Raw genomic sequence first — 21,211 nt, forward strand, 5'->3', positions numbered from 1 at the left:
GGTCCCCTGCACAGCAAAGGACCTCTTGGATGAATAAAAATCTTCAGCTTATGGTTTGACTGCCTTGAAATGGATCAACCCTTCCAAGACTCCTTCGGAAGCCGGTTTGGTTGCAAAGAAACGGTTCTTGGTTCGTTTCAAGGCATCCAATGCCGGTTCGTGGTTGGCCACGATGACCGATTTGAACGGTTTGGCGAACATGTCACGGTCGTTTCCGGAGTCACCGCAGGTGACGATGTTTCCCACCTCGAGCCCCCACTTCCATGCGAGGTACTGGATGGCATCCCCTTTACCGGCACGGTAGGGCAGGATATCCAGATATGTATCATGGGAAAGTATCAGGTGGTGCATGCCGGTATGGTTTCCCAAGGCCTGTTTTACCTGTTCCATGATCGTCTGGATATTGGCAGGGTCGGTGATCGTGTAGCTGATCTTATACGTGCGTTGGGTTCCTTCCTCGGTTTGCAGGACCAATGCGGGGATGTCATGGAGGGCTTGCTTGATCGCCTCGCGCTTCCAGCGTCTTCGGATGTAATTCGACCAGCCCTTATCGGGCACGTCGTCTGTTCCATAATGAACTTCACTTCCCACTGCAGTGATGAGAATGTCAGGGTGGGGGAAAGGATACTGGGAGAGAATCTCATGGGCTGAATCCAGGCTTCTTCCGGTGGCTATGGCGAATCCCAGGTGTGCCTGGTTGGTTTTGAGGACGTCGGCCAGTTTTCGGGCCGCCTGCATGTCTCCGGTCAACGTGTTGTCGATATCACAGACAACCAGGTGCTCGATGTTTGCCATACGCTTGGCAAGGGCGGGAAGGTCTTGCTTCATCGTCTTGATCGTTCCCAGTTGTTCGAGATAGGTATCGACATGGGTTTCCCAGTTGTAGACCTGACGGATCCGCTCGACTCCGTTGTGCGACAGCTGCTGCCACTTCTGTGTATCGGTCAGCAGTTCATAGATGGTGTCTCCGATCGCCTGATGATCAGCGATATCCACCAAGACACCGCTTTCGCAATTCTCAAAGATATCCTTGACTCCGCCTTTGTCAGTGCCGATGAAGGGGAGTCCGACCGCCGAAGCCTCGATGAAGGTGAGTCCAAAGTTCTCCAATGCGGCGGTGCTCACGAAGACACCGCGTTTCATGGCTGCAAGGCGATAGATCTCAGGAACATCACGCCCAGGGTTATGATGCTTGGGTATAGCCATTTTCCCATACAGGTCGTAGCGGTCCATCAGAAGCAGCATGTCTGTGAGGACCTGCCGCTCGCCTTCTTCCATGCTGCTGATATCGTCCCTGATGCCCGCGACGATGACCAGATTCGCGATAGCCTGCAGGTCCTTGCTTTTCCCATAGATTTCAATCAGCAAATCAATGTTCTTTCTTGCGTCCGGACGGCAAAGGGCGAGAATGAAAGGTTTGTCCATATTGGTGAGGAAGCGTTGGAGTTCCCGTACCATCGTGTACTGGGCATGCTTCATCTCTTCGGTGATGGATGGGTCCTGGATTTCATAGTGGTAATACGGGAAAAATGTTTCCAGGTCGAGGCCGGGCGGAATGACTTTCATCTTTTCCGCTTCCCGTGATGCATAGGGTGCATAGAGGGTGTCCTTTTCGTAATGCGTGCTGGTGATGACCAGATTTGCATGACGCATGGTACGCTCTTCCTGCTTGATCCTGGTATGGATGTGATAATACTGGTCGAGTTTTTCCTCGCTCACCTGTTGTGATCTCAGGTATTCCAGTTTATTTCTCCCCAAGGAGTGGCCGGTGAAGACAAGGGGTGTCTGGAAGTAGGTCTCCACCTCGGTTGCCACATAGCCTGCATCAGCGTAATGGGCATGGATGATGTCCGGTCCTTTCTTTTGGGTTCTGAAGAAGGAGATCAGGTTGTCGACATACTCGTCCAGATAGGGCCAGAGCAATTCCTTTCGCAGGTATTTGGTCCCGCCGCAGTTCAACCGCACGATCCGGGCGTGTTCACCAAGTTTTTCGATGCTTTTACTGTATCCTGCATCATAGCGGACATCCTTGATAAGGCGGGTGAAGAGATCGACCTCAACATCCTCACGTTTTGAGAGTTCCTTGACGAGGTCTACGACGTACCGGGTTTGTCCACCGGTATCGGCGTCACGACCCATTTCAATATCCTCTTTGCGTACAAGTCCGTGTAAGTTGATTATTGCTATATACATAGTAACCTCTTAAGGAATTTTCCCATATATGGAGAGCCGTGTCAAACGATGAACAAAAACAGGCTGCCAATCCTGACAGCCTGTTTGATAATTATTTGTTTGTAAATGGTTTAGAGATCGAGTGTCTCGAATTTATCCTTGATATTGGTCAGGTTGACCAGGGTCAAGGCGACGGCCAGGTCGGTCTGCCCGTTTTCCAGTGCTTCCACCAGATACCGATATTCGTTGACTTTCTTACGTTGTTCGTTGAAGGTTTCCGGCAGCCGGTCCATTGCCGCATACAGCTGCGGGGCAAGGTTCTCGTAGATGCTGCTGAGAATGATGTTATCGTTCGACTTGATCAAGGCGGCGTGGAAATCGAATTCTGTGGCCTTGAACTGCTTGATGGCGTCCATGTCTTTTCCTGATTCCAGGGTCGGCAGCAGTTGTTCCATCTTGGTACATGCGCGATCGAGGGAGCGGACGATCAACATTCGGTTCTGGTCACGGGAAAGTTCCCTGGTCGCCGATACCTCGATGGTGGTGCGCACCTGCATCAAGTCGGTGAGCAGTTTTTTGTCAGGCGCCTGCTTGCTGATCATTGAGTGGGAGAGCGATTCCACGAATTGATCGAGGCTGTTGCTCTGTACGATGGCTTTCTTGCCTTGCTTTACCTTGATCAAACCTTTGGCCTCAAGGTTCTTGAACGCTTCACGGACACTACGGCTGGAAGCGTTGAAGCGGTCGGCCAAATCGTGTTGGCTGGGAAGGTTCTCTCCAGCCTTGTATATCTTGGCGAGGATCTCTTCTTCCAATTTCTGGGCAATCACGCTTGATTTGGTTTCGGAACCTGATATCGTAGCACTGTTCATCATCATGTTCATCCTTGTTGGCGTCTTTTGCAAGGCACCGTATCACTGGGCAGTACGATTTTGTACTACCATATATGTATATACGGCATTTTTGTAAGAAAAGCAATGGTATATCTTAAGAATATGTTATAAGTATGTGTAAAGGGACTTTTCTTGATTTCTTAAAATAAGTATTGAAAATATAGTATTTTATATACTACTGATATGTTTTTATTGAATTAATCGATACCGTAACATCTCTGTAAACTTCTTCCATGGTGACATAGGAAGTGGTGAGAACTGCTTATGTTATAGGTAATTCTTGGAAAAATGGCTTAGAAAAGAGGTGAAAATGCATGAAATTGGAAAATGATGACATAAGCAAAAATAATAATAAAACAATATAAATGAATAAGTTAACAATATGAAATGCATGTAATTGTATAGTTTGTACGGTAAAACAAGGAATGTATTGACATAAGTTTTTCTCTGGATGTATAGTAGAAAAGAGCAGAACGGAAGAGCACTTGCACGCTTTTCCGGGAGGGAACGACCGATACATGAAACGACACAGCCTGAGTATCCTGTTGCTGGTGCTTTCTCTGAGTGCATATGCAGGTCAGATCAATCCGGCACAGGTGACCATATCACTTACTACCAGGGTACCGGAGTATCTGGTGCATGGATTTCTCACTGGTGGTGAGGAATCCCCTACCATTATGGCAACAGCGGACGTTGAGGATGCATTCAATCCTGATGGAGCCAAGCTGACCTATGCGATCCAGACCAATGTTTCCATCCCCTTGGAAGTTACCGCTACGGTGAGCCCGTTCACCCGCAAGCTGCCGATCGAAGGTGGGCAGGTGGGGATAGATTCAGTGTTGGTCAACGATACTGCTGCAGAAGTGCTCAACCAGGGCAATGGTACCTATAAGCTGCTGTATTTCACTCCTCCCAACTCAGGGATGGGATTGTATTCCTATACCTTGACGGTCAAAGCCAACCAGGATGAGGTGTCGAATGCTTCAAGCGGTTATTATGAATCCACCGTCTCCATAGGGATTGCACCGGTCAACTAAACCACACGCTTCCCTGCAAAAAAGGGCCTGAAAAGGCCCTTTTGCTGTCTCTTGATATGACAGATGTTTGAAAAACAGCACATGCTTGTATCAGTATTTCTTACTGAACTGATTCTCATTAAGGAAGCAACACTATAAGATAGGCAAACATGTGTAACAAGTTGAAATCTATATAAATATAAATAATAGAAAGAATTGAAATATTGTTGTTGTATGTATAATCTTTATGATTGAAAAAATGAATCTTATTCTTGACATAAGTCCAACTCGATAGTAGTCTATTGGTGTATAAGGGTATTCGTCGAAAAGTTATATACCTCCAAAAGGAGTTGGCTATGAATAAGAAACTGATAGTGTTGGCAATGGTTCTATTGCTTGCTGCGGGTGGGTTGTTTGCTACATATTTTGTAACGGTGCCACCTGATGTTACCGCCTTACTGAAAGCGAATGTAGGTGAGTATCTTGAACATGGATTTACGGTAAACTCGGTTAAATACCAAAGCTCCACTACGATTTTGGATGCTTTTGATACTGCAAATCCTCCGCAATTTGTGTATGGGTATCGAACCAATGCTCAAGGAAATTTTGAATTCAGAATGACGGTCGGGGACTTTTTGAATACAAACGGCGTGAATAAAGTTAGGATTGCTTCAGTCGAAAAGGGAGGCACTCCTATAAGTCCGGTTTCCGGGCAGACTTATTATCTACTATTTTCAGAAGCCAACGCTAGTAGTCTTGGTACCGTCCAACATAGTGGAGAAGATACGTTTACCATTATTCCTGCGACAAGTACCGGATCAGACCATCTTGGAGCGAGCATCGGTCCGTTGGAGTACATATCTGAAAATACCGTCGCCGGTTCCTATACTGCAACAATTACCATCGGCATTTCCGCTTCCTGACAACTACCTCTGGTGTTGAGAGTTTGGGCTGTGCAGGCAACTGCACAGCTTTTCTATTCTCTTGCATCCTGTTACGATATACCCAGTGTTTGAATACATGGAGAGCCGTATGAGAAAACTCCTCATCCTGAGTCTGATGTTGTGTTTGTGGTTCCCTCTTTTTGCGGAAGATGCCCCGAAATTTCCTAAAGCGACTGTCTATTTGGTAGGGGTCATTGAACCTAAGGACCTTGAAATATCCATCTATAATGAAGAGGGCGACCAATTGACTGCTGAAGACGCCCAGCTTGTGTTTGATTTCCCGAATCTTGAGGAATGGGAAGTGACCAAATCCCTGTATTTCAAGTATTCGGCGCACCTGACCAAGCAAACGGTCGGAAAGCTCATATTCGAGGTTGCCGATCTTTCTTTGGATGATGCGAACACCTTGCGTACGTCGCTGGAACTCGCCTCGGAAAATCTATTGACCCGTGTAGAGAATGGAAACACGTTCAACACCACATTCCTGGCAGGAAACCAGGAGAATGTCGCCATGGGGAAATTGACGGTACGGGTACAGAAACGCGCCGACGATGTATATACTGCCGGAACCTATGCAGGATCCTTCACTATTAATTATACCGAAGGGAGCTAAACTTTGTAACTTTGTCGATCTGATGTACCGAATCGCACATATATCGCTGAATTAGGGAAATAGTTACAAATTTTTGAAATTAATGTTTTACAGCGCGATAAAAGCATGCCATAATCATGAGTGTCGTTGCTCGAGTCCAGTCCGATGTTTCCAGCGGGTGGGCGCGTACCTTAGGAGAGGAGTCCTGAGGTTCTCAAGGAGGTTGCCGCTACTCGGTTTCGAGTAGCGGTTTTTCTTGGTCCAAGCCCTGCATCGTTTCCAGAATACTACGATGAAACACCCAATGATCGAGCGCTGATGCAACGCTTCCCAACACTGAACTGCGGTCCTTCAATTGGGAACGTACAAGGGGAATCTCAGCCAGTGCATGATGGGCATGTTCACGGTAGAAATCCTGTATCAGCTGCAGATACCGATCATCAAGATTTGCGATACCCCCGCCGAGAATGATTTTCTCGCAACCGGTGACCGCACTGGCTGCGATCAATGCCATAGCCATTGCTTGGCATGCAAGGCTGAGACTCTTGACCACCGCATCATCGTTAAGCTGCTGCAGCTGTTTGACGGACAGGCCTTGGTGTTTCTCGCTGAGCGCCCAACCTGCAGCGATTGTTTCCAGGCACCCGATCCCGCCGCATCGGCACAATCCCGTAGGGGCGATGGGCAGATGACCGAATCGGGTGCGCTCGCAACTGATCGTATTTGCATGCACCCATGCGCTGCTGATATGTTCACCCCAGTTCACATAGAAGAATGTTTTCGTTGTCTCATTTCCGAACCAACGCTCCGCCTGTACCATTGCCTTTACATGATTGACCAATCGGGTTGGCAGTTTGGTATGCATTTCGATGGCTTTCGCCAACGGGACATCCTTCCATCCCCAGTATTCATGATTGAGGATGGTATTCCCGTCCTCACTGATCGTCCCACCGCATGAAACGATGATACCGGCGATCGGAATCGAACTGATGCGGGTCAATTTCATGCAGGTTTTGATCACCAGTTGCCCGAATTCCTTGGCATCGGGTTGCCGCGGGGTGGGAAGCCGTTCGAACCGCAGCAGATTTCCTTTCAGATCCGAAAGAGAGAAGCTGGCCGTCCGTGTTCCCAGATCCACCCCCAGTACCAGGCGGGCATCATGCTTGAGCGCCACCATGGTCGGTCTTCTACCGTTGCGTTGCACCGTCTTGCCTTGTTCCTCCACCAATTGTTCCCCCAGCAGCTGTTCCACGATCTCGCTGGTTGACGGTTTGTTCAAGGCGAGCATGCGTGCAATATCGGAACGGCTGAGGGATGGGTATGCATCCAGTAAGTTCAGCACCCGAAGCCGGTTGACCGTACGGGCGGTGGCAGGTTGGGAAAACTTCATGGATTGAGCATACTGCACGTACCGGTTTTTGTTAAGGAACAATTGCCGATGGCATGAAAAATCAGTATGTTTGCACATATCCCTTTGGAGGTATGTACGTAAGATGGAACAGAAAAAGTTCAAAACTGAAGTATCGGAGCTGCTTCAGCTGATCATCCACTCGCTTTATTCACACAAGGAAATCTTCCTTCGCGAGTTGGTATCAAACTCATCAGATGCTCTGGATAAACTCAAGTATCTCACCCTCACCGATGAAAAGCTCAAGGCCTTGGCCTTCGAGCCGCGAATCGACCTTTCGTTTACTGAGGAAGGTGAGCAGAAGACGCTTACCATCAGTGACAACGGGCTGGGCATGAGTCATGACGACCTGAGTGACAACCTTGGAACCATCGCCTCGAGCGGAACCAAGAAATTCCTTGCATCGCTCACCGATGAGCAGAAGCGGGACAGCAATCTCATCGGCCAGTTCGGTGTCGGTTTCTACAGCGCCTTCATGGTGGCTGGCAAGGTTGAGGTTGTCAGTCGAAAAGCAGGAGAGGAGCAGGCTTGGAAATGGACCAGTACCGGTAAGGGCAGCTATACCCTTGAGGAAGCTGAACGTGACGGACACGGAACCACCATAACCCTGCATCTGAACGAAGAAGGATCCGAGTACGCCAACCGCTGGCAGATTGAGCAATTGATCAAGAAGTACAGCGATCATATTGCCTATCCCATCTTCCTCTCGTATGACCAGACCACCTATGACGACAAGAAGAAGGACAAGGAAGGCAATGCCGAGAAGAAGGTCGAGCACAAGGTGGAGCAGATCAACAGCTCCTCTGCGTTGTGGAGGAGACCCAAGAACGAACTGACCGACGAACAGTACAAGGAATTCTACAAGCAAAGCAGTTATGACACTGAAGATCCTCTTTTCTATGTCCATACCCGTGCGGAAGGAGCCACCGAATATACCACGCTGTTCTATATCCCAGGCAAGGCGCCGTTCGACATGTACTATGCCGATTATCGGCCGGGGGTGAAACTGTATGTGAAACGGGTCTACATCACCGACGATGACAAGGAATTGCTTCCTTCTTATCTTCGTTTCGTACGGGGCGTCATCGACAGTGAGGATCTACCGCTCAACGTCAGTCGTGAGATTCTGCAACAGAATCGGGTGATGAGCACCATCCGCAACGCTTCGGTGAAGAAACTTTTGGGTGAATTCCAGAAGATCAGCGAGCAGAATCCCGAGATGTACGCCAAATTCATCGAACAGTTTAACCGTCCGTTGAAGGAAGGCTTGTATTCCGACTATGCCAATCGTGATGCATTGCTGGAACTGGTTCGCTTCAAATCCTCCACTCAGGACGGGTATGTCAGCCTTGCTTCCTACAAGGAGCGGATGACCGGTGATCAGAAAGCCATCTATTACATCACCGGCGGCAAGGAGAACACCTTGAAAGCAAGTCCCTTGTTGGAAGCCTATCGTAAGAAGGGCTTCGAGGTGTTGATCATGAGCGATGACATCGACGATATCATTGCCGGATCGATCGGTACCTATAAGGAGCTGCCGCTGAAGGCCATCAACAAGAGCGGTGCGGTCGATGATCTGAAGGAAGAGAAGGATAAGGAAAAGGCCAAGGAAGCCAAGGGTCTGATCAAGAAGGTCAAGAAGGCACTTGGCGAGAAGGTCAAGGATGTCGTCGTTTCCTCCCGTCTGGTGGAATCTCCGGCTGTGGTGGTCGTGGATGAGAATGATCCTTCGGTCCAGATGCAACAGATTCTCAAGAGTATGGGGCAGAATGACCTTGAGGAGGTGAAGCCCATCCTGGAGATCAATGTGGAGGACCCAATGGTCAAGAAGATTGAGGCCAGTGAGGATGAGGCCTACATTGCAGACCTTTGCTCGGTCCTGCTCGACCAGGCATTGCTTGCAGAGGGTGTCATGCCCAAGGATCCCGTGGATTTTGCCAAGCGGCTCCACAGTCTGCTTTCCAAATAGCAGGACACACACAACCATACGGTGACGACAAGGCAGGAGGTTTTCCTGCCTTGTCTTTTTCCTGCACGGATGGTAGGGTTTTCTTACTATCTTCTGATAAGGATGTGTGCTCTATGAATCCATTATTCATGACCCTAACCGCTTCTGCTGCGCAATCCTCTTCCTTTTGGACTGTCTTGGTGCAGAAATTCAATGAATGGTCACAGTCGGGACCGCTGTCCTTCGTGCTCCGTCTGGCAACTGGGCTCTTGATCGTTCTCATCGGAAAGCTGTTGATCGTATGGATATCCCGGATCGTGAAACGGTCGCTTTCCCATGCAAAGAAGATCAACGACCTGATGGCTCGGTTCATTCTGCAACTGGTGAATATCGTCGGTTGGATTTTTCTGGCAATCGCCTTCCTCCAGCATATGGGCATCAATATGGGGCCGGTCCTGGCAGGGCTGGGGCTCACCGGAGTGATTCTGGGATTCGCCTTTCAGGAAACATTGGGGAATCTGCTCAGCGGGGTGATGATCGTCATCAATGCTCCGTTTAGGATCGGGGATTACATTGATTCGGGTTCATTCAGTGGAACGGTTACCGATATGGATATGATTTGCGTCATCCTTTCCACACCGGATAACAAACGGATCACCATTTCCAACAAACTTGTCTGGGGGAGTCCCATCGTCAATTATTCCAATGTGGAACGAAGAAGGGTTGAATTGTCGGTAAGTGTGGCCTATGGTTCCGATCTGCAGGTGGTCAAGGAAGTGGTATGGAAAATATTGGGCAGCTATGCTGAGATCCTACCTGATCCGGCGCCGGTGGTGGAGGTGAATAAACTCAATGCATCTTCCATAGACTTCGTGGTGCGCCCTTGGACCAAACCTGCCGATTATTGGAAAGTCTACTGGCGTTTCCAAGAGCAGATTTGCGACAAGCTGGCGGAAGTCGGCATTTCCGTTCCCTTCAACCAGCTAGATGTCCATATGATCAATTCGTAGATGCTGCAGATTTACATTCCCGTTCCAACAAGGTGCACAGCTCTTGGGAATCGGAGAGCAGGAACTTTCCGAGATAGGAATTGCGTTTCCATTCCTTGGTACCAAAGAGCAGGGTAATGACGCTGTCCTTGGTTTCGATCTCCACGGCAATGTTGGTCAGCTTTCCGTTTTCCAAGGTGTCATAGGTCTGTTTCACCCCGAGGAAATCGGAAAAGCCGAATAGGTAAAACGCATCCTTGAGGGTAATGCCCACCAAATGATTGGCATGATCGAAGGTGATCAGGATCCCTTCGTTCAGGTCGTTGATGTACCCCTGCTTCTGGTCGAAGTGGATCTTGCGTTCCTGCATGGCTTCATAGGCTTGCTGCTCAAGCGCCTTGAGCGTCTGCTGATAGTTGTTCGTAGCTTGTTGCTTCTTCTTCTTTCCTACCGTAAAGGCGTAGAAATTGAAGGCGGTGAAGAGAATCAATGCAATCAGCAGGATGTATTGGAAGATGGTTGTTGCACTCATAGCCGACAATACCAAGAGCGGTACGGCTTTGTAAAGAGTGTCTGTTCATGGTACACTTGCGAACGGAGAGCCCAGGTGATAAAGATTCTGATCGTCATACCCTACCAGGAGCTGATGCAAGCCTTCGAACAGGTGATCCAAGGCTACGACCTCAAGGACATCTCGGTCAGTACCACCCATATTTTCGGTACCGACCCCAAGGTCATCGATCCGTTGCATGCAGACATCATTGTAGCCAGAGGTATAACCGCTCATGCGATTAGCGAGTTCAAACCCTCGGTACATGTGGTGCCCATCGCCTTGAGCAGTGCCGACCTGCTCGAGGCGCTTGCACAGGCAAAGAACACCTCCAGAAATTGCAGCATTGGGGTCATTACCAATGAACAGCTGTGCGACCAGGAAGTGATCACCAACTTGGTAGGATGCCCCGTGACGATTTTTCAGGTGACGGACCAGCAGGATGTCCGCATGGGTATCGAGCAACTGAGACGGCAGGGCTGTACCGTATTCGTCGGTGGTTTGACCATGTGTCGGATCTGCGAGGAACAGAATCTGGCTTTCGTGCATGTAAAAACCGGGTATCAGGCGGTGGTGCACGCCGTCAGTGAGGCGGTTGCGGCCGCCCGTTCCCTGCTTCGGGCGCAGACCAGGGGGGATCTTCTGGGGACATTGCTGAACAACGCATCCTATGCACTGGTGGCGACGGACAGCAACGGCCTGATCATTGCAGGCAACCGTCAGGCGGAATTGTTGTTTGGAAGGACGTCCTTGGAGGGGCTTGCCCTGCATGAGGTATATCATACCGAAAACGAAGGTCCTGCAGTCCAGAAGGAAGAGTTGGTTTCCCTCAACGGGCAGCAGTTTCTGGTAACCCAGCAGCCGATCAGCATGGCCATCGAAACCCCTGGTTTTCTGATAACCTTCCAGAATGCAGAGGCGATTCGTCAGACCGAACATAGGATCCGCACCGAATTGAACCGGAAAGGATTGGTGGCTCGTTACAGTTTTGCAGATATCGTTACCCAGAATCCCTATATGCTGGCGTTGGTTGAGAAGGCGAAACGATTCAGCCAGGTTCCCGGGACGGTGCTGTTGCTCGGGGAGACGGGTACCGGAAAGGAATTGTTTGCACAAAGCATCCACAATGCCTCACCCCGGGCGAAGGAACCGTTTGTGGCGATCAACTGTGCGGCGCTTCCCGAGCAATTGTTGGAAAGCGAATTGTTCGGGTACACCGATGGGGCCTTCACCGGTGCAAGCAAGGGGGGAAAGTCCGGTCTGTTCGAGCTCGCCCACAAAGGTACGCTCTTTCTGGATGAGATTGCCGAGATGCCGATCGTGTTGCAGGCGAAGCTGCTGCGTGTACTGCAGGAGCGTGAAGTACGGAGAATCGGGGCCGATATGGTGGTTCCCGTCGATGTGCGGGTGGTCAGTGCTGCGAACAATACCATCATCCAAAAAGTCCAGCAGGGAACATTCCGGCTTGATTTGTTCTATCGGCTCAGCCTTCTGAATCTGCATCTGGTGCCGCTAAGGGAGCGGCTTGAGGATATTGGATTATTATTCAGACATTTCGTGCAACAATACTGCAGGGCGCATGCCCTGCCTCCCATCATGGTGAACGACGCTGCAATCGAGTTGCTCAAACAGTTTTACTGGCCGGGCAATATCCGCGAGCTTCGGAATGCAGCCGAACGGTTGGCGATCCTCCACACAAGTTCGGAAGTGGGGGAGCAGGAAATCCAGATGTTGGACATCGCTTCCACTAGTCTGTATGGGGAACAGCCGGCGCAGCATAAGGCTGTCCGCATCAAGCCAAGAATCACGGATGAGGAGTTGCATCAGCAATTTCTTGCCAGCGGGTTGAGCCGCGAAGCCTTTGCAAAACAGGTTGGTTTGAGCAGGACCACGCTCTGGAGAAAATTCGCACGGTTTGATGCATAATGTTTCAAATAGTTTCATAATGAACATGAAACATAAAAATGAAACATTGAAACAAACTTACCGTGTAGCAATTTTTTTGGAAAACTCTTTGGTATTTTTCTCTATCTAGTTGAAGAGGCATGAGATAACTGTATACAAAAATCTAAGAATTAATTGATTGTATACAATAGAAGAAAAGTTGGCACGCATGTTGCTTTCTTGTTCACTGAGCGTGCACTAGTTGTGTCTCGCACAAATGAAGAGGGAGTCTTTCATGAACAATACACCTGTGCTGGGGATACTGATCGGCGATGGAGCCGGTGTTGGCCCCGAAATCATAGCCAAGCTAGCCGTCAGTTCATTCTTTGAGCAATATTGCAGACCGATCATCATTGGGGATGCGCGCATGCTTGAGCGGGCTTTTTCGGTAATCGGGTCATCCACCAAATTACAATTGATCGATGATGTCGATCAAGCCGATTGGGCCAAAGGACTCCCCGTGTTGGATCAGAAGGATCAGGACCCGAGTGTCGTGGGATTCGGCCAACTGACCATCGAGGCGGGGAAAGCCAATCTGCATGCCCTCAAACTCGGGGTTGAACTCTATCAAGCCAAGAAAATCGAAGGTTTCTGTTTTGCCCCGTTCAACAAAGCGGGTTTGAAGGATGCTGGTTGCGAATATGAAAGCGAGCATCATTACTTGGCCCAATTGTTCAATCACACCGAGCCGTTCGGGGAGATCAACGTGGTGGGAGACTTGTGGACCACACGGACGACCAGCCATATTCCGATTAAGGAAGTCAGTCAGAACCTCACGGTCGATCGCATCCTGCGGGCAGTCCGTCTAGCCGATACATCTCTGAAAAAAAGTGGAATCGCAAAACCCAGACTTGCCTTGGCTGCCTTGAACCCCCATGCCGGCGAGCATGGGCTGTGCGGACGTGAGGAGTTGGATGTCATAGGACCGGCCATCAAGGAAGCGCAAACTATGGGTATTGATGCCAGCGGCCCCTATCCCAGCGACATCACGTTCATCAAAGCTTTCCGCGGTGAGTTCGACGGGGTGGTCACCATGTACCATGACCAAGGACAGATTGCGTTGAAGCTCCGCGGATTCGATGAAGGCATTACCATTGCCGGCGGACTTCCCGCCCCGATTGTGACCTGCGCCCATGGGACGGCCTACGATATCGCAGGAAAGGGTATTGTCAAAACAAGTGCGTTTGAGAATGCTGTAAAAATGGCCGCCCGCATGGCCCTGCATCTACAGCAGCAAGCGTAAGGAGATCGAGATATATGCAGACGAAACGGATAACGAGCAAAATGATCATCCCTGTGGTTACCGCCGTAATCGCAGCGGTGTTCATCTACCTCGGATTGACCAAATATGGCTTCTGGCATGAAATGCGTGGTCCTTTACCAGGCTTTTTTCCCACGATCATCGGATTCACCCTGCTCGGAGTGAGCCTATTGGCCTTCCTGGGGGCCCGCAAGGAAGAAGAGACCCGGTATCCCATCGAGAACTGGTATCCCGCATTGGGTGTGGTGGCCATCATGCTTTCCACCTTGGTAATTGGGATGCTCCCCAGTCTGGCGGTCTTTGTGATTCTCTGGCTCAGGTTCTTTGAGAAGTTCAGTTGGAAAACAACCCTGATCGGGTTTGCCGTCATTATGGCCATTGTGATCGGGGCCTTCGTGTTGTGGCTTGGGGTTCCGTTTCCCAAGGGTTTCATCTACGACCTGATCGCATATTGAGGAGAACCCTATGGAAAATCTACAGATGTTGTTCATGGGCTTCTCAGTAGTCCTTACCTTTCAGAATGTAATGGTGACTTTGCTCGGTGCGGTTCTCGGCTTGATCGTCGGTGCAATGCCGGGTATCGGATCACTTGCCGGCGTGGCCTTGTTGCTTCCGCTTACCTATAAATTCAATCCCACCACCGCTATCATCATGCTCGGGTCGCTGTATTACTCAAATATGTACGGTGGTTCATTCAGTGCAATTCTCCTCAATATCCCCGGTGACTCACCGGCCGTCATGACTGCACTGGATGGATATCCGATGGCAACCAAGAAAAACCGTCCTGGTCAAGCCCTGTTTACGTCCAACATGTCGTCCTTCACCGGTGGCTTGATCGGGATGCTCATTCTTACCTTCATGGGGCCTTGGCTTGCTGATTTCGGCTTGAAGTTCGGCCCGGCGGAAATGACCGCCCTCTTGTTGGTGGCAATGACCTCGATCGGTTGGTTGGTCGGTGAGAGCCCGACGAAGGGTGTGGTGCTTACCTTGGTGGGTATCCTGCTTGCAACCATGGGGATGGATACGCTCACTGGAAGTCCTCGCTATGACTTCGGCAACATGTACCTGCTCGGAGGAATTCCCTTCACGCCGTTTGTCATCGGAGCGGTTGGGTTCAGTCAAGTCCTCAAATTGATGGAAGAGCGCAATAAGGTAGTTGAGGCCAAGCTTGATCAGAAACTGACGATCAAGGGCTCGATGCTGACCCTCCATGATGTGCGGCGTCTGCTTCCCCCTGCAATCAGAAGCGGTGTGATTGGAACCTTCGTGGGAGTACTTCCCGGCGCAGGAGCCACCACCGGAGCATTCCTTGGATATGCCATGCAGAAAGCATTCAAGAGTGAGGAACCACTGGGAACCGGGGCGATCGAAGGGATCGCCAGCTGCGAGGCGGCGAACAATGCTGCTGCAGCCGGGTCCTTCGCTCCCTTGCTGGCCTTGGGAATTCCGGGTTCCGGAACAGGCGCCGTCCTGCTCGGCGGCCTGATGATGTGGGGCCTCAATCCTGGTCCACTGTTGTTCTCCACCAATCCTGATTTCGCCTGGGGCTTGATCGCCAGCCTCTTTCTGGCCAACCTCCTTACCTTGATCATCGCCTTGGGTGTCATTCCGTTCTTGATCAAAATCCTGACCGTACCGGTACGAATGCTGATCCCCATCATCACCGTGGTGTGTGTGGTCGGCGGCTACAGTACATCCAACTCGATGTATGGCGTCATCATCATGTTCCTGTCCGGATTGTTCGGGTATATCCTGGACCGCAACGGGTATGGGGCTCCTCCGATGCTTCTTGCGTTCGTATTGGCTCCGTTGCTTGAATCCAATATGCGCAAGGCCTTCATCATCAGCCACGGTGGTTTGGGAATCTTCTTTGCCTCTCCGATTGCTGCCATTCTGATGCTGGTGTTTTTTCTGATCATCCTCACGCCGGTCATCAAGTTCATATTGAGAAAACTCGGATTGCGAAAAAAAGCTGCTTGAGCAGCGTATGAAAAGGGAATTCCGGGATTCGTCCCGAAAGAATAACAAATAGGAGAAATAGTATGAAAAAAGTTGCTATCTTGCTGACTATGGTTCTTCTGGTAAGCATGGCTGTTTTTGCCAATGGCACGACCGAGGCCACCGGTGCCGCAAAGACCTTCGTTCCGACGAAAAACATTGATTGGTATGTAACCAGTTCCCCAGGCGGTGGCTCTGATATCTTCACCCGCCAGATCATGGATATTGCCGTCGCCGAAAACCTGCTCAACGGACAGAATATCGTCGTTCAGTACAAAACCGATGGTGCCGGTGAAGTCGGTCGCCTCTTGGTTTCCCAGATCAAAGCCGGTGTCCAGGCCGACCACACCCTGTTGACCTTCAACAGCGGCGACCTCATGCCGATGGTGAAGAACACCAACAACCGTTTCCAGAACTTCCAGCCGATCGCGCACATGGCTGTGGATAAGCACCTGATCTTCGTCGGTGAACAGTCCAAGTACAAGAGCTTCGAGGAAGTGCTGGCAGCTCTGAAGAATGGTGAGAGAATGGTGCTTGCCGGTTCCAAGGGTGATGACATTGCGTGTCATGCAGCACTGATCAAGGAACTGGGTGTGAGTGAGGACCAACTGTCCTATGTTGCACATGATGCCACCAGCGGCGCCATCACCGGTATCCTCGGCGGTCACTTTGATCTGTTGATCTCCAAGCCCGCTGCTGCTTCCCAGTATGTCGAGGCCGGCAAACTGAAGCCGATCCTTGCGCTTTCCACCAGCCGTTTCCCCGGCAACCTTAATTCCGCTCCCACCCTCAGTGAGTTCGGCTATAAGAACGTCGAGGTTCCCAACTGGAGATCGGTTGTTGCTCCTGCTTCCATGAGCCCTGAGGCTGTTGCCTACTGGACCGACGTAATGAAAAAGGTCAGCGAGAGTGATGCTTGGCAGAATGGATACATCGCCAAACAGAAGCTGGTTCCTGATTTCATGGATTCTGAGACTTTCAAAGCATATGGTACCAAGTACCAGGCTGATTATCTTGCTTCCATCGGGAAGGACAAATAAGCCAATCGGCAGAAGACAACGATATTTGAGGGGTGGGGGATTGATTCCTTCATCCCTCTCTTGTTACTTGTTACGTGTATCGGTAAAAATGAAGAGAGGGTGTTTTCATGAAACGAATTGCAATGGTGCATACGGTACGTCCGGTTTTGGCTTCCTTCCCGAAATTGTTGGAGGAGGTAGTGGGTGAACCATTGAAGATCCACAACCTGCTGGATGAGTTTCTTGCCTCCGATCCGGCTGAGATCGGCTATTTCTCCGAAGAGAACAGGAATCGGTTGCTTTATGATCTGAAGGCCTGTGAGCTGACCAAGGCAGATCTGATCGTCGTAACCTGTTCCACCCTTACCCCGGCTGTGCAGTTGATACGGCCGTTCATCAGTATTCCGGTCATCGCCATCGATGATGCAATGACCGAGCAGGCGGTGAGGATAGGCAGGAAGATCAAGGTGGTGGCAACCGCCATGAGCACCCTCAAACCGACCATCGCCAAGTTGGAGCAGGAAGCTGCAAAACTCGGTTTGACGATCGAAGTCGATGCTCAGGACCATGAAGCGGCGTATACAGCGATGCGGGCGGGGGATATGGAAACCCATGACCGCCTGGTTCTGGATATGATCAGTCAGGTAAAGGGGTACGACTGCATTGTATTGGCACAGGCCTCCATGGGGCATTTGCAGCAGCAAAGTCAGCAAATCGCAGGAGTCCCGGTTCTTGCTTCTCCGATCCTTTGCTGTGGAATGGTTAAGGAACGTCTACAAGGGGGACGATGATGCAGGATGACATACATGCCTACGGCCGGTTGGGCATTGTGCTCTCTATGGCCTATCCTTCCTGCATGAGAAGTGAGGAATCCTACGTTCAAGCGCTGAAAAAGGTATTGGTCGACCCGTTTTTCGAGGTTGTTGAACTTGGTTCGCTTCCCTTTGCATCCCTGAAAGCTTCTGTTCCTTTGCTTGTCTTTAGTGCACATTGCTCCTTCATCTATAGTGCCCACTCCCTGCTTTTCTCCAGGAAGCTGAACATCAACAGTCTCGTTGAGGAAGAGCGCAGGGAAGCGGTATCAGTGCTGAAAGCAGGCTTGGATGAAGCATATGCGCTGGGAGCCGAGGAATTCCAATTTCTTTCACGTCAGTATGAAACGGGAAAAGAAGATGCCTATCTGGAGGCGTTGATTACCTCCACCGAGGAAGTGTGCCGGTATGCTGCATCCAAAGGTTCGATGCCGGTTGTCCTTGAGGTATTCGACCATACCATAGACAAGAAGTCGCTCTTGGGTCCTGCTTCCCTGGTACGGCGGTACGCCAAGAGAATCTGTGCTCTGCATCCGAATTTCGGCATCATGATCGATTGCTCCCACATCCCGATGATCGGCGAGACCATCGATGAGGCGGTCGACCCCGTCAAAGGCTATATCCGCCATGTCCATGTCGGCAATACCTTGATCAGTGACCCGGCTCATCCAAGCTATGGGGATATGCATCCACGGTTCGGGTATCCTGGGTCCGAGAACGACACCGAGTATCTATCAGCATTCCTGCAGAAGATGAAGGATATCGGGTATCTTGTTCCCGGAGGCCGGAACATGCTTTCCTTTGAAGTGAAACCACAGGCTTCGGAAGATTCTGACCTGGTGGTTGCCAATGCAAAACGAACGTTGCTTGCAGCATGGAGGATGGTCCGATGAAACTGGGTGGTACGGATATTGAGATTCCTTCCCTTGCCTTGGGTACCTGGGCTATGGGCGGTGGTGACAGTTGGGGGGAAAGTGATCGGAACCTGTCGATTCGGACGGTGCATCGCGCCTTGGAATTGGGGGTCACCTTCATCGATACCGCACCCGCCTATGGGAACGGGACAAGTGAGCGTCTGCTCGGCGATGCGTTGGAGGGAAAACGCAGCCGGTGTATCCTTGCTACCAAATGCGGCCTTGTATGGGGGGCTGAGGATGAAGGATCGGTACATAAAAGCCGTGACGGCGTCGTCATCCGGCGCAATTTGAGCAGAAGCAGCCTGATCAAGCAGGTGGAGGAGAGCCTTCGACGCCTGAAGACCGACTATATCGATCTTCTGCTGACTCATTGGCAGCCCATTCCCCCGTTCTACACCCCGATCGAAGAGATTGTATCTACCTTTGAGGAATTGAGGCATCAAGGGAAAATCCGAGCATATGGAGCCTGCAATGTCAGTTTGGATGAACTGAAGGAGTACCAGAATGTTGGTTCTCCTGCATTGGTTCAGGAACGGTTCAGCATGCTGACCCGCAACAAGGCTGCGCTTTCCGCCTATTGCGCAGAACAAGGTCTCACGTTCCAAGCCTACAGTCCGTTGGAACGGGGACTTCTCACCGGTCGGGTAAGCTTGGACAGTGAAGTGGTAGGGACGGCAAAGGCATCGGTGACTTGGTTTGAATCTGAGAGACGTGCCAAGGTTCTGCATCTGCTTGATGCGCTTTCTGATTATGCCGTAAAGTATGACTGTACGATCGGCAATCTGGTTCTTGCCTGGACCAAAGAGGCCAGCCCCACCATGAACGTACTGTGTGGGGCGAGGAAACCCGAGCAGATAGAAGAGAACAGCAAGGCCCTCGGATTGCATCTATCCCATAGGGATTGGACGATCATCGACTCAATGGCTCGCTCGTTACTCTAACTCCTTGATGAACTTGATCATATCAATGGCTTTCGGGGGGCAGCCGGTGAGGCTTTTCCCCAGGCCTCTGGTACATATGCCCACCCCGACCTTGGAAGGATCGTTTACCTGCTTGTAGCCTTGGCCGATGCATATCTGCTGTTTCACATTCTTCAGCCTGTTGACCTCATCCAAACGCTTCAATGCATGGATCAAGTTGCCGTAACAAGCCGAGCATGCACTGTCGGCATTGGTGTGTTTTGCCAGATAGCCCGCTCTCCCGGTAGGATGGAAAGGCGCTTCATCACTGGGCTGGTTCAGTTGTATGACCTCAGCCTTGTCCAGATCGCCTTCTCCCACTCCCAGTGCTTCAGCCATACCGATATAGGGAATGTCCTTACGTTCAAATCCCATCAAGGAAGCTCCGTAGCTGTCACAGAGGACACTGTCGATGCAGGCGAACATCCGATTGGTTTGGACCGGGTTCCCTCCCTCCTCGAAATCGAGGTCGCCGTTGATGCCGTCAACGATGACCAAATCGGCAGAACGGACCTTGTTGAGTGCGGCAATGGGACGATGCAGCCCGAGTGTATGGAACATTCGCTTGGAGCGGTCCGAAAGGCAGCCCTTCATATTCTTCAAGGCACAAGTCATAGCGGTCTGGCAATGCCCCTTGAGGACAGGTAGGTTGATCAAAAAATCAGTTTCAAGGATGGTCTTGCTTACTTCCATCGTAATGCCGTCAACGGTCTTGTGTATGTATGCATCATCCTTGACGTCGATCAACGGCACCTGATAGGTGCGGCTGATCTTGGGGTATCCATTGACCTTGAACCCTTCCTTGGTGGAATCTCCCACCCAGGCGCTTTCCACGATCGAAATATGGTTGAATCCATGTTCCTGCAGGTATTCGATGATGGCTACGACAATCTGGGGATGGGTGGTGGCGCCACCCTCCGGTGTCACGGCAACCACCAGGTTGGGCTTGAGGGCGATTGAAGCCTTCCTATCCCCTATCATGGCGGCAAGGTCCATACGTTCAAGCAGAGCGCGTGTCATGGTTTTCGGCTCTGATCCATAGGTGATGAGAATATCGTGTCTGTTCATCCTTTCTTTTCCATTACGTGACTGGTCAAATCGTGGGTGATATGTTCGTACAGCAAACGCTTTGCCGTTTCCTTGTCTCCGTTTTTCAGGAGGGTCATCAGTTGGGCATGCTGACCCAGATAGTAGGATAGTTCATCATCAGGAAGGTTCTGGGCGATGCGAAGTTGCTGAATCTTGGCATCGAGCCGTTCGCAGATGTTGAGCAGCGCACTGTTGCCCGACGAGCGGATCAGGGCAAGATGAAACAGGCTGTCCTGTTCGAACACCGTAGCACGATCGCCGATGCCCATCGCATACTGGCAATCAGCAGCGAATCGGGAGAGTTCCTTCACATTCTGGGCATATTTGGTATCGTCGATCGAGTCGATGGCAAGCTGTTCCAGTGTGACCCGGACCTTGGCAATGTCATTCGCCTCCTGCTCGGTGATGACCGACACGATGGCATGGCTTCTCGGTTTGATGGTGATCAAGCCGTATTCGCTCAGACGCCTGATGGCCTCTCGGATGGGGGTGCGGGAAACTCCGAACTGCTCGGCAAGTGATTCCTCGGGAATTTTCATTCCCCCGCGCAGCTGGCCGGAAAGAATCTGCTCCTTGAGCATCGTGTAGACTTGGTCGGAAAGACTGTTTTGTATACATTTCGGCATAAATGGTTCCTCATCTGTTCCTTGTAAGAGTAAAAGGATTTCTTTTGTTCGTCAATGTTAATTGTGTACAAAAA

The 21,211-nt window shown here is 50.7% G+C and carries 19 protein-coding genes; 13 read left to right on the plus strand and 6 right to left on the minus strand.

Annotated features, from left to right (window positions below; genetic code table 11):
- Positions 1 to 48 precede the first annotated feature (48 nt).
- Both AB7C91_RS04635 and AB7C91_RS04640 read right to left on the minus strand, forming a co-directional pair.
- Entirely contained in the window at positions 49 to 2,193 is a 2,145-nt protein-coding gene (locus AB7C91_RS04635) for an HAD-IIB family hydrolase (protein ID WP_428589536.1), read from the minus strand.
- Between the two features lie 110 nt (positions 2,194 to 2,303).
- Positions 2,304 to 3,047 carry a FadR/GntR family transcriptional regulator gene (locus AB7C91_RS04640; RefSeq protein WP_332446505.1) on the minus strand — a complete coding sequence of 248 codons (744 nt, stop codon included), beginning with the start codon at positions 3,045 to 3,047 and terminating at the stop codon, positions 2,304 to 2,306.
- A gap of 536 nt (positions 3,048 to 3,583) precedes the next feature.
- Between AB7C91_RS04640 and AB7C91_RS04645 the strand changes: the two genes are divergently transcribed.
- The 3 genes from AB7C91_RS04645 (at position 3,584) to AB7C91_RS04655 (ending at position 5,638) form a co-directional block, all read left to right on the plus strand.
- Positions 3,584 to 4,102, plus strand: a complete 519-nt coding sequence (locus AB7C91_RS04645; RefSeq protein WP_332446506.1) for a hypothetical protein — start codon at positions 3,584 to 3,586, stop codon at positions 4,100 to 4,102.
- A 335-nt stretch (positions 4,103 to 4,437) separates the two neighbouring features.
- A complete protein-coding gene (locus tag AB7C91_RS04650) occupies positions 4,438 to 5,004 on the plus strand; it encodes a hypothetical protein (RefSeq protein ID WP_332446507.1) in 567 nt (188 codons plus the stop codon).
- Between the two features lie 109 nt (positions 5,005 to 5,113).
- Positions 5,114 to 5,638 (plus strand): hypothetical protein, encoded by a 525-nt coding sequence (locus tag AB7C91_RS04655; protein WP_332446508.1) that lies wholly within the window; start codon positions 5,114 to 5,116, stop codon positions 5,636 to 5,638.
- 208 nt (positions 5,639 to 5,846) lie between these two features.
- On the opposite strand, the gene AB7C91_RS04660 is transcribed toward AB7C91_RS04655, so the two are convergent.
- Positions 5,847 to 7,007, minus strand: coding sequence for an ROK family transcriptional regulator (locus AB7C91_RS04660; protein ID WP_332446509.1), 1,161 nt, complete (start codon positions 7,005 to 7,007; stop codon positions 5,847 to 5,849).
- Positions 7,008 to 7,110: 103 nt separating this feature from the next.
- Here AB7C91_RS04660 and htpG point away from each other — a divergent pair, with 103 nt between their 5' ends.
- Both htpG and AB7C91_RS04670 read left to right on the plus strand, forming a co-directional pair.
- A complete protein-coding gene (gene htpG / locus AB7C91_RS04665; protein ID WP_332446510.1) occupies positions 7,111 to 8,994 on the plus strand; it encodes a molecular chaperone HtpG in 1,884 nt (627 codons plus the stop codon).
- A gap of 113 nt (positions 8,995 to 9,107) precedes the next feature.
- Positions 9,108 to 9,983 carry a mechanosensitive ion channel family protein gene (locus AB7C91_RS04670; protein WP_332446511.1) on the plus strand — a complete coding sequence of 292 codons (876 nt, stop codon included), beginning with the start codon at positions 9,108 to 9,110 and terminating at the stop codon, positions 9,981 to 9,983.
- On the opposite strand, the gene AB7C91_RS04675 is transcribed toward AB7C91_RS04670, so the two are convergent.
- Positions 9,973 to 10,494 carry a hypothetical protein gene (locus tag AB7C91_RS04675; protein ID WP_332446512.1) on the minus strand — a complete coding sequence of 174 codons (522 nt, stop codon included), beginning with the start codon at positions 10,492 to 10,494 and terminating at the stop codon, positions 9,973 to 9,975. The genes AB7C91_RS04670 and AB7C91_RS04675 overlap by 11 nt on opposite strands.
- A gap of 75 nt (positions 10,495 to 10,569) precedes the next feature.
- Here AB7C91_RS04675 and AB7C91_RS04680 point away from each other — a divergent pair, with 75 nt between their 5' ends.
- The 8 genes from AB7C91_RS04680 to AB7C91_RS04715 all read left to right on the plus strand — a co-directional run bounded on the left by AB7C91_RS04680 (position 10,570) and on the right by AB7C91_RS04715 (position 19,404).
- Positions 10,570 to 12,438 carry a sigma 54-interacting transcriptional regulator gene (locus AB7C91_RS04680; protein ID WP_332446513.1) on the plus strand — a complete coding sequence of 623 codons (1,869 nt, stop codon included), beginning with the start codon at positions 10,570 to 10,572 and terminating at the stop codon, positions 12,436 to 12,438.
- 253 nt (positions 12,439 to 12,691) lie between these two features.
- A complete protein-coding gene (locus AB7C91_RS04685) occupies positions 12,692 to 13,699 on the plus strand; it encodes a PdxA family dehydrogenase (RefSeq protein ID WP_332446514.1) in 1,008 nt (335 codons plus the stop codon).
- Between the two features lie 14 nt (positions 13,700 to 13,713).
- Entirely contained in the window at positions 13,714 to 14,172 is a 459-nt protein-coding gene (locus tag AB7C91_RS04690) for a tripartite tricarboxylate transporter TctB family protein (RefSeq protein ID WP_332446515.1), read from the plus strand.
- Between the two features lie 10 nt (positions 14,173 to 14,182).
- Positions 14,183 to 15,697 carry a tripartite tricarboxylate transporter permease gene (locus AB7C91_RS04695; protein ID WP_332446516.1) on the plus strand — a complete coding sequence of 505 codons (1,515 nt, stop codon included), beginning with the start codon at positions 14,183 to 14,185 and terminating at the stop codon, positions 15,695 to 15,697.
- A 62-nt stretch (positions 15,698 to 15,759) separates the two neighbouring features.
- Positions 15,760 to 16,755, plus strand: a complete 996-nt coding sequence (locus AB7C91_RS04700; protein ID WP_332446517.1) for a Bug family tripartite tricarboxylate transporter substrate binding protein — start codon at positions 15,760 to 15,762, stop codon at positions 16,753 to 16,755.
- Between the two features lie 107 nt (positions 16,756 to 16,862).
- Complete coding sequence (locus AB7C91_RS04705; RefSeq protein ID WP_428589550.1) at positions 16,863 to 17,525, plus strand: aspartate/glutamate racemase family protein; 663 nt, start codon at positions 16,863 to 16,865, stop codon at positions 17,523 to 17,525.
- Positions 17,525 to 18,439: a sugar phosphate isomerase/epimerase family protein gene (locus tag AB7C91_RS04710; RefSeq protein ID WP_428589553.1), complete on the plus strand. Its 915-nt coding sequence runs from the start codon at positions 17,525 to 17,527 to the stop codon at positions 18,437 to 18,439. The genes AB7C91_RS04705 and AB7C91_RS04710 overlap by 1 nt, the downstream gene beginning before the upstream one ends.
- Complete coding sequence (locus tag AB7C91_RS04715) at positions 18,436 to 19,404, plus strand: aldo/keto reductase (protein ID WP_332446520.1); 969 nt, start codon at positions 18,436 to 18,438, stop codon at positions 19,402 to 19,404. Before AB7C91_RS04710 ends, AB7C91_RS04715 begins: the two co-directional genes overlap by 4 nt.
- Here AB7C91_RS04715 and AB7C91_RS04720 read toward each other — a convergent pair.
- Both AB7C91_RS04720 and AB7C91_RS04725 read right to left on the minus strand, forming a co-directional pair.
- Positions 19,396 to 20,490 (minus strand): DUF362 domain-containing protein, encoded by a 1,095-nt coding sequence (locus AB7C91_RS04720; protein ID WP_332446521.1) that lies wholly within the window; start codon positions 20,488 to 20,490, stop codon positions 19,396 to 19,398. The genes AB7C91_RS04715 and AB7C91_RS04720 overlap by 9 nt on opposite strands.
- Positions 20,487 to 21,137: a GntR family transcriptional regulator gene (locus AB7C91_RS04725; RefSeq protein ID WP_332446522.1), complete on the minus strand. Its 651-nt coding sequence runs from the start codon at positions 21,135 to 21,137 to the stop codon at positions 20,487 to 20,489. Before AB7C91_RS04725 ends, AB7C91_RS04720 begins: the two co-directional genes overlap by 4 nt.
- Positions 21,138 to 21,211 lie beyond the last annotated feature (74 nt).

The sequence above is a fragment of the Sphaerochaeta sp. genome (assembly GCF_050256055.1).
Lineage (GTDB): Bacteria > Spirochaetota > Spirochaetia > Sphaerochaetales > Sphaerochaetaceae > Sphaerochaeta.

What these genes read in the sequence shown, in the direction of transcription:
- AB7C91_RS04660 (WP_332446509.1), bottom strand. Translation starts at nt 7,007, where the DNA reads ATGAAGTTTTCCCAACCTGCCACCGCCCGTACGGTCAACCGGCTTCGG.
- htpG (WP_332446510.1), top strand. Translation starts at nt 7,111, where the DNA reads ATGGAACAGAAAAAGTTCAAAACTGAAGTATCGGAGCTGCTTCAGCTG.
- AB7C91_RS04670 (WP_332446511.1), top strand. Translation starts at nt 9,108, where the DNA reads ATGAATCCATTATTCATGACCCTAACCGCTTCTGCTGCGCAATCCTCT.
- AB7C91_RS04710 (WP_428589553.1), top strand. Translation starts at nt 17,525, where the DNA reads ATGCAGGATGACATACATGCCTACGGCCGGTTGGGCATTGTGCTCTCT.
- AB7C91_RS04645 (WP_332446506.1), top strand. Translation starts at nt 3,584, where the DNA reads ATGAAACGACACAGCCTGAGTATCCTGTTGCTGGTGCTTTCTCTGAGT.
- AB7C91_RS04720 (WP_332446521.1), bottom strand. Translation starts at nt 20,490, where the DNA reads ATGAACAGACACGATATTCTCATCACCTATGGATCAGAGCCGAAAACC.
- AB7C91_RS04725 (WP_332446522.1), bottom strand. Translation starts at nt 21,137, where the DNA reads ATGCCGAAATGTATACAAAACAGTCTTTCCGACCAAGTCTACACGATG.
- AB7C91_RS04705 (WP_428589550.1), top strand. Translation starts at nt 16,863, where the DNA reads ATGAAACGAATTGCAATGGTGCATACGGTACGTCCGGTTTTGGCTTCC.
- AB7C91_RS04640 (WP_332446505.1), bottom strand. Translation starts at nt 3,047, where the DNA reads ATGATGAACAGTGCTACGATATCAGGTTCCGAAACCAAATCAAGCGTG.
- AB7C91_RS04690 (WP_332446515.1), top strand. Translation starts at nt 13,714, where the DNA reads ATGCAGACGAAACGGATAACGAGCAAAATGATCATCCCTGTGGTTACC.
- AB7C91_RS04675 (WP_332446512.1), bottom strand. Translation starts at nt 10,494, where the DNA reads ATGAGTGCAACAACCATCTTCCAATACATCCTGCTGATTGCATTGATT.
- AB7C91_RS04685 (WP_332446514.1), top strand. Translation starts at nt 12,692, where the DNA reads ATGAACAATACACCTGTGCTGGGGATACTGATCGGCGATGGAGCCGGT.
- AB7C91_RS04650 (WP_332446507.1), top strand. Translation starts at nt 4,438, where the DNA reads ATGAATAAGAAACTGATAGTGTTGGCAATGGTTCTATTGCTTGCTGCG.
- AB7C91_RS04635 (WP_428589536.1), bottom strand. Translation starts at nt 2,193, where the DNA reads ATGTATATAGCAATAATCAACTTACACGGACTTGTACGCAAAGAGGAT.
- AB7C91_RS04695 (WP_332446516.1), top strand. Translation starts at nt 14,183, where the DNA reads ATGGAAAATCTACAGATGTTGTTCATGGGCTTCTCAGTAGTCCTTACC.
- AB7C91_RS04655 (WP_332446508.1), top strand. Translation starts at nt 5,114, where the DNA reads ATGAGAAAACTCCTCATCCTGAGTCTGATGTTGTGTTTGTGGTTCCCT.
- AB7C91_RS04715 (WP_332446520.1), top strand. Translation starts at nt 18,436, where the DNA reads ATGAAACTGGGTGGTACGGATATTGAGATTCCTTCCCTTGCCTTGGGT.
- AB7C91_RS04700 (WP_332446517.1), top strand. Translation starts at nt 15,760, where the DNA reads ATGAAAAAAGTTGCTATCTTGCTGACTATGGTTCTTCTGGTAAGCATG.